Annotated in this window: 12 protein-coding genes and 1 pseudogene; 10 read left to right on the forward strand and 3 right to left on the reverse strand. The window is 56.9% G+C overall.

Annotated features, from left to right (window positions below):
• Positions 1 to 43: 43 nt before the first annotated feature.
• From katG to K0F88_RS09150, 3 genes are all read left to right on the forward strand, one after another.
• Positions 44 to 2,299, forward strand: a complete 2,256-nt coding sequence (gene katG / locus K0F88_RS09140; protein ID WP_094471863.1) for a catalase/peroxidase HPI — start codon at positions 44 to 46, stop codon at positions 2,297 to 2,299.
• Between the two features lie 204 nt (positions 2,300 to 2,503).
• On the forward strand, positions 2,504 to 3,319 hold the full coding sequence (locus tag K0F88_RS09145; RefSeq protein ID WP_094471861.1) for a DUF1206 domain-containing protein: 816 nt from the start codon (positions 2,504 to 2,506) through the stop codon (positions 3,317 to 3,319).
• Between the two features lie 63 nt (positions 3,320 to 3,382).
• A complete protein-coding gene (locus tag K0F88_RS09150; RefSeq protein ID WP_094471860.1) occupies positions 3,383 to 3,823 on the forward strand; it encodes a TspO/MBR family protein in 441 nt (146 codons plus the stop codon).
• A gap of 37 nt (positions 3,824 to 3,860) precedes the next feature.
• On the opposite strand, the gene K0F88_RS09155 is transcribed toward K0F88_RS09150, so the two are convergent.
• The gene (locus tag K0F88_RS09155; protein ID WP_094471859.1) at positions 3,861 to 4,319 is read right to left on the reverse strand and encodes a helix-turn-helix domain-containing protein; all 459 of its coding nucleotides are present in this window, start codon (positions 4,317 to 4,319) and stop codon (positions 3,861 to 3,863) included.
• A gap of 125 nt (positions 4,320 to 4,444) precedes the next feature.
• On the opposite strand from K0F88_RS09155, the gene K0F88_RS09160 reads away from it, so the two are divergent.
• The 5 genes from K0F88_RS09160 to K0F88_RS09180 all read left to right on the forward strand — a co-directional run bounded on the left by K0F88_RS09160 (position 4,445) and on the right by K0F88_RS09180 (position 8,913).
• Complete coding sequence (locus K0F88_RS09160; RefSeq protein ID WP_094471858.1) at positions 4,445 to 5,728, forward strand: MFS transporter; 1,284 nt, start codon at positions 4,445 to 4,447, stop codon at positions 5,726 to 5,728.
• A complete protein-coding gene (locus K0F88_RS09165) occupies positions 5,725 to 6,684 on the forward strand; it encodes an EamA family transporter (protein WP_094471857.1) in 960 nt (319 codons plus the stop codon). Before K0F88_RS09160 ends, K0F88_RS09165 begins: the two co-directional genes overlap by 4 nt.
• A 51-nt stretch (positions 6,685 to 6,735) precedes the next feature.
• Positions 6,736 to 7,191, forward strand: a complete 456-nt coding sequence (locus K0F88_RS09170; protein WP_094471856.1) for a VOC family protein — start codon at positions 6,736 to 6,738, stop codon at positions 7,189 to 7,191.
• 192 nt (positions 7,192 to 7,383) lie between these two features.
• Positions 7,384 to 8,016 (forward strand): isochorismate family cysteine hydrolase YcaC, encoded by a 633-nt coding sequence (ycaC, locus tag K0F88_RS09175; protein ID WP_219094879.1) that lies wholly within the window; start codon positions 7,384 to 7,386, stop codon positions 8,014 to 8,016.
• A gap of 603 nt (positions 8,017 to 8,619) precedes the next feature.
• Positions 8,620 to 8,913 carry a fructose-bisphosphate aldolase gene (locus tag K0F88_RS09180; RefSeq protein WP_219094880.1) on the forward strand — a complete coding sequence of 98 codons (294 nt, stop codon included), beginning with the start codon at positions 8,620 to 8,622 and terminating at the stop codon, positions 8,911 to 8,913.
• A gap of 52 nt (positions 8,914 to 8,965) precedes the next feature.
• Here the strand turns inward: K0F88_RS09180 and K0F88_RS09185 are convergent, their stop codons facing one another.
• Entirely contained in the window at positions 8,966 to 9,388 is a 423-nt protein-coding gene (locus K0F88_RS09185; protein ID WP_094471852.1) for a hypothetical protein, read from the reverse strand.
• 200 nt (positions 9,389 to 9,588) lie between these two features.
• Here K0F88_RS09185 and K0F88_RS09190 point away from each other — a divergent pair, with 200 nt between their 5' ends.
• A complete protein-coding gene (locus tag K0F88_RS09190) occupies positions 9,589 to 9,918 on the forward strand; it encodes a hypothetical protein (RefSeq protein WP_219094881.1) in 330 nt (109 codons plus the stop codon).
• Between the two features lie 120 nt (positions 9,919 to 10,038).
• Here the strand turns inward: K0F88_RS09190 and K0F88_RS09195 are convergent, their stop codons facing one another.
• Entirely contained in the window at positions 10,039 to 10,503 is a 465-nt protein-coding gene (locus K0F88_RS09195) for a GNAT family N-acetyltransferase (protein ID WP_094471850.1), read from the reverse strand.
• A 368-nt stretch (positions 10,504 to 10,871) separates the two neighbouring features.
• On the opposite strand from K0F88_RS09195, the pseudogene K0F88_RS32295 reads away from it, so the two are divergent.
• Positions 10,872 to 11,162, forward strand: a pseudogene (locus K0F88_RS32295) (hypothetical protein); the annotation flags it as partial.

Here is an 11,162-nt window from a genome sequence, read left to right on the forward strand (position 1 = left end):
CGGGCCGATAGCCGGATGAAACACGACCAAAGGTAGCTCACACATGGCAAATGAATCGAAATGCCCGTTCAATCACGCCGCTGGCGGTGGCACGACGAACCGCGATTGGTGGCCGAACCAACTGAATCTGAAGATCCTGCACCAGCACTCGTCCCTGTCCGACCCTACGGACGAGGGCTTCAACTACGCCGAAGAATTCAAGACCCTGGACTTTGAGGCGGTCAAGCGCGACCTGACGGCGCTGATGACCGATTCCCAAGACTGGTGGCCGGCGGACTTCGGTCACTATGGGCCGCTGTTCATACGCATGGCCTGGCACGCCGCTGGCACGTACCGCACGGGCGACGGTCGTGGCGGTGCCGGCTCCGGCCAGCAACGCTTTGCACCCCTCAACAGCTGGCCGGATAACGTCAGCCTCGACAAGGCGCGCCGGCTGCTCTGGCCGATCAAACAAAAGTACGGTCGTAAAATCTCCTGGGCCGACCTGATCGTCCTCACCGGCAACGTCGCGCTGGAGTCCATGGGCTTCAAGACCTTTGGTTTTTCCGGTGGCCGTGCGGACGTCTGGGAACCCGATGAAGACGTCTACTGGGGCTCGGAAAACAAATGGCTGGGCGGCGACACCCGCTACGGCAAAGAAAGCGCTCCCGTGGAAGCTCCCGGTGACGGCCCTCTCGTCGCCGAACCCGGTAAAAATGAGGAGAGCCGTACCGACCACGGCCGCAACCTCGAAAACCCGCTGGCCGCCGTGCAAATGGGCCTGATCTACGTCAACCCCGAAGGCCCGGAAGGCGAACCAGACCCGGTCAGATCCGCCTTAGACATCCGCGAAACCTTCGGCCGCATGGCAATGAACGACGAAGAAACCGTGGCGCTGATTGCCGGCGGCCACGCCTTCGGCAAAACCCACGGCGCCGGCCCTGCCGACAACGTCGGCGCCGAACCCGAAGCGGCGGGCCTCGAAGCTCAGGGCTTTGGCTGGAAGAACAGCTTCGGCACCGGCAAAGGCCCGGACACCATCACCAGTGGCCTGGAAGTGACCTGGACCACTACGCCTACAAAGTGGAGCAACAACTACCTTGAAAACCTGTTCGGCTTCGACTGGGAACTGAGCAAAAGCCCGGCCGGTGCGCACCAGTGGGTCGCCAAAAACGGCGCCGGTGCCGGTACCATCCCGGATGCTTTCGACCCGTCCAAACGGCGTAATCCGACGATGCTGACTTCGGACCTGGCCCTGCGATTCGACCCGATCTACGAACCGATCTCGCGGCGCTTCCTGGCCAATCCGGATCAGTTGGCCGACGCCTTCGCCCGTGCCTGGTTCAAACTGATCCACCGTGACATGGGCCCCCTCTCCCGCTACCTTGGGCCAGAAATGCCCAGCGAAGAACTGCTGTGGCAGGACCCGATCCCAGAGGTCGACCACGCGTTGGTCAACGACAGCGACGTCGCAGCACTCAAGAGCAAAGTGCTTGCTTCGGGCCTGAGCGTCTCGCAGCTGGTATCGACGGCGTGGGCAGCGGCTTCCACCTTTCGTGGCTCCGACAAACGTGGCGGCGCCAACGGTGGTCGTCTGCGTCTGTCTCCGCAGAAAACCTGGCAAGCCAACCAGCCTGAGCAACTGGCAAACGTGCTGGCGAAGCTCGAGAGCATCCAGAGCGAGTTCAACAACAGCGGCAAGAAAATCTCGCTGGCGGATTTGATCGTTCTGGCGGGTGATGCAGGTGTCGAACAGGCGGCGAAAAACGCCGGCCACAGCGTCACGGTGCCGTTCACACCAGGGCGGATGGACGCCTCGCAAGAGCAGACGGATGTCGAATCTTTCGGCTTCCTCGAACCCATCGCCGATGGCTTCCGTAACTACCTCAAATCCCGCTACAGCGTGTCGGCCGAGCATCTGCTGATCGACAAGGCGCAACAGCTGACATTGACCGCGCCTGAAATGACCGCGCTCGTGGGTGGTCTTCGCGTGTTGAACACCAACGTCGGGCAAACTAAACACGGCGTGTTCACCCAGCAGCCAGAGGCGTTGACCAACGACTTCTTCAAGAACCTGCTGGACATGGGGGTGGAATGGAAACCGACCTCGGAGGCTAACGAGGCGTTTGAAGCACGCGATCGCAAAACCGGTGAAGTGAAGTGGACCGGCACGCGGGTTGATCTGGTCTTTGGCTCTCATGCGCAATTGAGGGCGCTGGCTGAGGTGTACGCGAGCAGTGACGCGAAGGAGAAATTTGTGAAGGACTTCGTGGCGGCGTGGACCAAGGTGATGAACCTGGATCGGTTCGATGTAAAGTGATGAAAACGTTAAGTCTATGAGGCCTGGAATGGGCCACCTCGATCCGGTGATACGGATGGGGGTGGCCCATGTTTTTTGACTGGACTAGACGGCTGTTGCTTCAGGCGACACTCAACCGGCAGGTGACAGATCAAAGTCCACCTTCAATCGAACCCCTCCCAGCCTGAAAGGTCTGCTGCTTAGTACTTCTCTGGAATAGCCCCCATGTCTGCGCACCAAAGCCTTGTTGTACTCGCTCGGGGAGGGTATGCCGCTCGAGGCGTTCTTTACCTGATCATTGGCATCTTCGCGTTGCTGGCGGCTCAAGACTCGACAAAACCGAAGGACAGTCATCGGAGTCTGGAGGCCGTGTTAAGCCAGCCTTTCGGTTATGTTTTAGTTGGATTAGTGGTGGCGGGGCTGCTCGCGTTCGCCTGTTGGCGAGTGCTGCAAGCCCTGCGCGACGTTGATCATCACGGTAACAATATGAAGGGCCTGGTCATTCGGGCAGGACTGTTGGCAGGAGGTTTGGTCAACGGCGCGCTGGCGTTTTTTGCGTTGGGCTTGCTCATCAGCGGCATCAGAAGCTCGGGCGACTCCAGCGGTGGGCAGACCAAGGATCTACTGGCGCATCTGTTGTCCTGGGAACACTCGAATGTCTTGGTGTACCTCGTCGCACTCGTCCCTCTTGGTGTAGGTATTGCCCACATCATCAAGGGCTGGAAGTCGTCGTTCGAGAAATATTATGAAGCGGACGAAGACGTCATGCGCTACGTCCGTCCCGTCTCTCGGTTCGGTCTGATCGCCCGTGGCGTCGTCTTTATCGAGATCGCCCTGTTGCTGATGATCAGTGGCTCCCGCTATAAAGCCATGGACCCACCCGGCATGAAGGAGGCCCTCGATGCGCTGCAGAATCTACCGGCGGGCGGCGTCATCTTGATGGTGATGGCCCTGGGGTTGATCGCCTTTTCGGTGTACAGCTTGTCCGAAGCCGCCTGGCGCAAGATCAACATGGATGTGCCTGGCGTACCGGGCGCATAGCGGCATGAACGTCCGACCGGTTTTTGCATCCCCCACACAGCTGACCTCAACCAAGGACTGATGATGACTTTTCTGATTTTTCTTTTAGCCTGCGGTGCTGCGGCCAGTACTGGCCTACTTTTCAAACCGGGCCAGTGGTACGAATCACTCGTCAAACCGAGCTTCACGCCACCCAATTGGCTGTTTCCAGTCGCCTGGTCGATTATCTATCTGCTGCTCGCCTGGACCGGGTACCGGTTGTCGCTGATACCTGGAAGCCAGGTGGTGCTGGCGTTATGGGCGGCGCAGATTGCCCTGAATACGCTGTGGACACCGGTGTTCTTCGGCGCGCACCGCATTTTCGCCAGCATGGTGATCCTGACGCTGCTCTGGCTGGTGGTCGCCGCCATGGTGGTGATGGCGATGCGGCTAGATGTAATCACTGGCTTGATCCTGTTCCCCTACCTTGTGTGGCTTTGTGTGGCGGCGGCGTTGAATTTTTCCATCTTGCGCAATAACCGCTGATGACGAACTTCGAGTGGGCAACTCGACGGCTGTCTATTCACGACTCGCCGTCGACAAGTCTCACCCGGTGGCAGTCTGAAGGTCCCAGTTTTTGCCCGGTGGATGAACGAACATCCATCGGCATCAGGGCCTGGCCGGACGCGTTGTCCAACAGCACAGAACGCGTCTCCTGCGGCTGGAACAGAAAACGTTCGCCCCACTGCCTCATGCTGATCACCACCGGAAAGATCTCCCGCCCTTTGTCCGTCAGGACGTACTCCTTGTAGGCGCTACCATCTGACGCCGGTCGAACGTCGAAGACCCCGACCTCAACCAATGCCTTCAGCCGCGAGGCCAGAATATTTTTGGCCACGCCCAGGCTCTTCTGAAATTCGCTGAATCGGCGAATGTCATCAAAGGCGTCGCGAAGGATCATGAGCGACCAGCGATCCCCAATCACCTCAAGTGTTCTTGCTACCGGGCATTCGCTGCTCTGCGGTGAAGTGCCTTCGACCATCGTATTTACCTTTTGGATAACGGTTGCCAAGTCTGTCGACCAAGCTGGTTGCAATTTGAAACTTGATTCAGCAATAATCAAATCAGGTTTTTAATTGCAACCAGCTTAACGCCATGGAGGCGTTCATGACAGCAGATGCCGACGCAATAGCCAAACGTAACACCGGGCAGCCTTCGGGATTGCCGCCTGCGGAAGCCGGAGAAAGCAGTAGGACTGACCCGTCTTCGGGGCTTTCTCCGTCACTCACGTTATTGTTTTCTGTCACCTGCGCGCTGGCCGTCGCCAATGTTTACTTTGCCCAACCTTTGCTTGCCTCGATGGCCGACAGCCTGGGGGGCACTTCAGGATTGATTGGGGTCGTGGTGACGGCTACTCAGGCCGGATACGCGCTGGGGTTATTGTTCATCGTACCGCTGGGCGACAGGGTCAACCGTAAACGGCTGATTTTGACTCAAGTGATGCTGTCTGCCCTTGCGCTGGCGGCCGTCGGCGCATCACAGCAGTGGCTGGCTCTCTTGGGCGCCATGATTGTGATGGGCTTACTGGCCGTGGTGGTTCAGGTGCTTGTAGCCTATGCCGCCGCGCTCGCAACGCCGTCACAACGCGGGCAGGCCGTGGGAACCCTAACGAGCGGAGTTGTCCTGGGCATTCTGCTGGCGCGGTTTATCTCTGGGCTGATCGCCGATCTGGCGGGCTGGCGCGCCGTCTATTTCGTGTCCTCAGGGTTGATGCTGACCCTCGCGGCGGTCCTGTGGAAAGTGGTGCCCGCCACGGCTTTGCCACGCAATCAAGACACCTACCCCGCGCTGATCCGGTCGCTCTTCAAGCTGTTTATGTCCGAACCGGTTTTGCGGATCAGGGGCCTGTTGGCCTTGTTGATCTTTGCCGCTTTTTCCGTGCTGTGGACCTCCATGGTGCTGCCGCTGAGCGCTCCGCCACTGTCGCTTTCACACACGGCCATCGGCCTGTTTGGCTTGGCCGGCGTCGCCGGTGCCTTGGCTGCCAGAAGAGCCGGCCAGTGGGCCGATAGAGGTTGGGGGCAACGGGTGACCGGCCTTTCGCTGGGGCTCCTGACGCTTTCCTGGTTGCCCATCAGTTTTGCCGAGACGTCCCTGATCGCGCTGGTTTTCGGCGTGGTCGTGCTCGACTTCGCAGTGCAAGCCGTGCACGTCACCAATCAGAGCTTCATTTTTGCTGCACGACCCGACGCCCAGAGTCGCATGGTCGGCGCCTACATGTGCTTCTACTCGGTCGGCAGTGCGCTGGGGGCGGTCGCCGCAACCCAGGTTTATGCGCGCTGGGGCTGGACGGCTGTGAGCCTGCTGGGCGCATTAATCAGCGCTGCGGCTTTGGCGCTTTGGGTTTTTACGAGTCATCTATCACCGACCAATCAAGGACGATCAACATGAAAGCCAGACACCTGCTGCTCGCCATCTCGATTACGGCCATTTGGGGTGTGAATTTTTCAGTGATCAAACTGGGCCTCACCACCATTGACCCGCTGATTCTTGCCGGCATTCGCTTCACGCTTTGCGCACTTCCAGCGATCTTTTTCATTCCGAAACCTGATGTGCAGTGGCGCTACATCATTGGTTACGGCCTGGTCTTCGGCATAGGACTCTGGGGCGTTGTTAACCTCGGCATCAAGTCGGGCCTCTCCGCAGGCATCGCTTCGCTGGTGCTTCAGTTCAGCGCGTTTTTCACGATCCTGCTGGGCTCATGGATATTCAAGGAAACCATTTCCCGCTACCAACTGGCGGGCATGGGCATCGCCTTCTGTGGCTTGTTGAGCATCATCTCGATTGTTGACGGGACAGTGACGACGGCCGGGCTGATCCTGGTGCTGCTGGGCGCGGTGGCCTGGAGTGCAGCCAACGTAATCAACAAAAAAGCCAGGACCACTCAGGTCTTTGCTTTCCTGGTGTGGTCCAGTGCGTTTTCGCCCATCCCTCTTTTCGCGCTTGATTACGCGGTCAACGGCTCGACGGGTTACAGCGCATTGGTGAATCAACTCGACTACCGTGCCGTCCTGTCGATCCTGTTCCAGGTCTACCCCAATACCCTGTTCGGCTACTGGGTGTGGAATTCACTTCTGAAACGGTACCCAGTGTCTACCGTCGCGCCGTTATCGTTATTGGTGCCGGTATTCGGACTGCTGGGTTCAGTCATGATTTTCAATGAGCCCCTGTCATTCAACAAAATCGTCGCCGTCGTTCTCATCGTGTCGGGGCTTGGCGTCGGCTTATACGGACAGCGTTTGCTCAGTGCCGTGCTCAGGCGAGAAGACCGACGCCATAGTGCAGCTGAAGCAAGTGCATCGCTGCCTCATGGACGGGCAACCGAGGCCACACGAAAAATCTTCTAATGCTGAGTCAGCGGTCGTTACCATGGACACGGGTTCAACAGGAGGAATGCAATGGAGCTGAAGTTCAGTCACGTCGATGTACTGGTCAACAACCTCGAAGAAGCCTGTGCTTACTACGCACAGATACTGCAAGCCAGGATCTCTAAAACGCTGGTCTGGGAACGCGGTGGTCTGCACGTGCGCTACGCGGTTGCGTTGATCGGTGCGGAGCGATTCATGCTGGTACAACCGCTGGCGGGGAACCTGAAGGAGCTCCTCGATTCAGCGGGCGAAGGCATGATTTACCGCCACTGCTACTCCACACCGGACATCGAGAAAGCCTATGACGAATTGATAGCCGCGGGTGTTCAGCCTGAAGACGAGAATGGAAAACCACTCGCCCGCGCGAACCTGCAATCTCCGTCCGGGACTCGCATCATCTGGCTGCCCAAGCGCTTCGGGCATTTCTCCATCGAGATATTGGAAGACACTGCGTTGGAGGCCTTTATCGAGGATGCTTTTGCCTGAATGGGGACGTCATTGATGACGTTTGCCACCTGCCGAAATATGCGTGGAAGCAACGTCCCGGGTGGGGCCTCGATTGTCCCATCCGAGTTGACAGTCAAACCGTTTTCACCCTCTTTTTCCCTTTCTTGTAGATCATTAATCTAAGCCCATGTTGAACGAAGCCACTTACCCCTCCCGAGAAAGGATTTCATCATGAGCAAAGCCACTTACAACCGCCTGAACAAAGACGACGCCGTAGTCCTGATGATCGACCACCAGACCGGTCTGATCTCGCTGGTGCAGGACTTCTCGCCGAACGAGTTCAAGAACAATGTGCTGGCCCTGGCTGACGTCGCCAAATTCTTCGAACTGCCGACCATCCTGACCACCAGTTTCGAACAAGGCCCCAATGGTCCGCTGGTCCCGGAGCTCAAGGAAATGTTTCCGGACGCGCCCTACATTGCCCGCCCTGGCCAGATCAACGCCTGGGACAACGAAGACTTCGTCAAGGCGATCAAGGCGACCGGCCGCAAACAGCTGATCATTGCCGGTGTCGTGACCGACGTGTGCGTGACCTTCCCGACGCTGTCGGCCCTGGCTGAAGGGTTTGAAGTGTTCGTGGTCACGGATTCTTCCGGCACCTTCAACACCACCGTGCAACAGGCAGCGTGGAACCGCATGACGCAAGCCGGTGCGCAAATGATGAACTGGTTCTCGGTCGCCTGCGAGTTGCAGGGCGACTGGCGCAACGACATCGAAGGCTTGGGGAACTTGCTGTCCCAGCGCATCCCGAACTACCGAAACCTGATGAACAGCTACTCGGCATTAGCAGCCCGTCAGGCGTAAATCTGGCACGCAAAAACCAAGGCCCGCTTTTGCGGGCTTTGGCAATCTTCTGATTTTTCATATCCGAAAATCGTGTAGGAAACCACCCACTGTGGCGAGGGAGCTTGCTCCCGCTGGGCGACGAAGCCGCCCCAAACCCTGCCAAAATTTTAAACATGCCCACCTCCCGTAGCCGCTGGCGAAGCCTGCGTTCGGCTGCACAGCAGCCGCAAATCCGGCACGCACGGTTCATCTGACGTTAAACACGTTCTGATTTCCCGACTGTTATTCAGCTGAATGCAGGATCCGCCATCAGCCACAAAGCAACGATTTTCGTCCTACACACCCGTTTGCAGGCACCAAAATCGCCACCTATATTCGACCCGTCGCTGACCAAAGTTAGCGATAGGGTTTCGCAGCCCTCAAGATTGACACCAAAACACCGTCAGGCATGATGCAGCCGGCTCCGGCTGCAAAGTGTTTTATGGCGGTTGTGCGTGGGAGACCTTCGGGTCTGCCGGGTTTTGGTGTAAATCCTCCGGTCTGCGAACCCGCGCACAGCTGCCACCCAATTTGTTTCGCAGCAAACGGTGGTAATTCTTCTTTTTTATTAGGATTTACACCATGACAGCTCAACAACCGCCTCGCCGCTTCACCCCCATGTCCCAACTCGCCACCGACTACCCCGTCCTGCTCATCGACTACGACGCCCCACTGCGCGAACTCCACAACTGCCTCAGCGAACGCCTTAACGCCGTCCTCAAATACCTCAACCTCATGGCCTGCACCAGCCTCCCCGACTACGCCGAACACGACATCAACACCGTCACCAACATCGCCCGGATCATGGTCCAGGATGTGAGCGATGTGTTTCGGGTGATTGAGCAGCGAGGGTTTGATGCACCCAAGCGTCAGTGATCAAAGTTGAGTCGTAAAAAACCCGCACTGAGTTGCGGGTTTTTTGTTTTGTTCAGGCCTGTCGAGTTGACGAAAGGATTGTCGTCTCTATCAACGCGGCGACATCCTTCGCACCAAAACACCGGAATTTAACGCTGCCAGCACCGGTATCCAGACGGATGATCTTCGTCATGAACCCGCCTTCAACAGTGACCTTTCGGATGAATGCCAGTGGGAGCTCAATATCCAGCGTCCCGTCCTGAACGAGGCGGTTCATGGCATTGGCACTCAAACGAACCATTTTTTGCGTCAGCTCCATCTTCCCGCCAACCCAAAGTCCTCCGTATGCTTCCTTGAAGGCCTCCAGCACATCGCCCAACGCGTCCACATCCCCTGCCTCGGCTATGGAATACAAATCGTCCATGTTGTCGTAATTCACTTCGGCATCGGCGACCAGAAAATTCACCAACTTCGATTTTAAAACCTGTCCAGTCATCCTTGCCTCTCCATTATTGAAAAATGGCGACAGGTCTATTTATTCAAATAGTTCTATCACCTTTTCCTGTCACCTTTTTCTTGCCTTTTCTGCCTGGAACTTTACTACAAAATGATGTCGATATGATGGCGCACCACGACATCTTGTCAGTGGGGCTACCAGAGTCAGGCTGATTCCTGATAAAACCATGGACGTATGTGATGAGACTGATCCTTGCTGTGTTTTTGATGCTTAGCGGGTATGCCTACGCGGGTTGTGCCAACATCAGCGACAGTGACCAGCGCAACTACTGTAATGCCAAATCAGGTAACGGGAGTTGTGCGAGTATCAACAACTCGGATTTGCGCAATGCCTGCAACGCGGAGACCGGCAGCGGCAGCGGCAGCGGCAGCGGCAGCGGCAGCGGCAGTTGCGCCAACATCAATGACAGCGACCAGCGCAACTACTGTAATGCCAAAATAGGGAACGGGAGCTGTGCGAATATCAGCAACAGCGACCTGCGTAACCAGTGTGATTCATTGAAGCGATGATCAAACAGTTCATCGAGTGAACCAAGTAGAAGCCGCAACCGATTTCAGCCACAAATTACCCGCATCACTGCGGGTTTTTCATGACCTGTATTTACCCCTGCCCGCCTTCCCCGATCAAGGCTAAAGCCTCTTCGCCATAGGCACACATGCCAACTGAAGCCCTGAAGGTGAATGGTAAATAGCAGGTTCGTCACCCACGAAACCGCAGCGCCGGTAAAAATCAGCCGCGTTTAACGTAGCGTCCAGATTAACTTCTTTCACGCCCAACTCCCGCGCCAGGCATTCCAGATGGTCGAGCATCTTCAAGCCGATGCCCTCCCCCATGAAACCGGGTAACACAAAGATCGCGCCGATTTCGCTGTTGTTCAGATCAAGCATTCCAGTCGCCACCGGCTCACCCTGAATACAGCCCAGGTAGAAGTGCTTCTCCATCAAGTCGCTGTACCCGTCGTTGGCCGCGCCTGCCGTCCAGGCAAGCATCTGTTCTGCGGTATAGGCACCGATGCATTGGTGCCGTATCGCTTGAAGGCGGATATCGAATGCGGTTTGGGCATCGTGGGGCTGAGCGCGTCTAATCTCGAACATTTCATTCTCCTAGAGCCATCGGTGGACGGAGAACTAAAAAGCCCCGTCCATCTCTGGCGGGGCTTTGGGTACCTACGTCAATCCAATGAACGCGTGACCTCACGGCCCGCCAGCGGCGGTCATGGAGGAACACATCATGTTCATGCGGGAAATGTAGGTCATGGGTCGATAGTGTTTTGGATGAACGGGGTTGTCAATTTTGATGGGGAAAATAAACGCGTCCTTTTTTACATATTTCGCTCCTCACACTGTCTTTTTCTGTCTTGGAACTTTTTAACAAGCTGATGTCGATATGATGGCGCACCACAACATCAATCAGTGGGCCAACCAGCGCCAGGCTGTTTCCTGGAAAACCATGGACGTGTGTGATGAGACTGATTATTGCAGCGCTTTTGATGCTTAGCGGGTATGCCCACGCCAGTTGTGCCAGTATCAGTGACAGTGACCAGCGCTACTACTGTAATGCTAGAGCAGGTGGCGGGAGCTGTGCGGGTATCCGTAACTCAGGTTTGCGCATTGCTTGTTATGCAGAGACCGGCAACGTCAGAGGCAACGGCAGCGTCAACGTCAGAGGTAATGGCAATGGCAATGGCAATGGCAATGGCAATGGCAATGGCAACGGCAGCGGCAGCGGCAGCGGCAGCGGCAGCGGCAACTTC

The organism is Pseudomonas sp. UMAB-40 (assembly GCF_900095275.1).
Classification (GTDB): Bacteria; Pseudomonadota; Gammaproteobacteria; order Pseudomonadales; family Pseudomonadaceae; genus Aquipseudomonas; species Aquipseudomonas mandelii_B.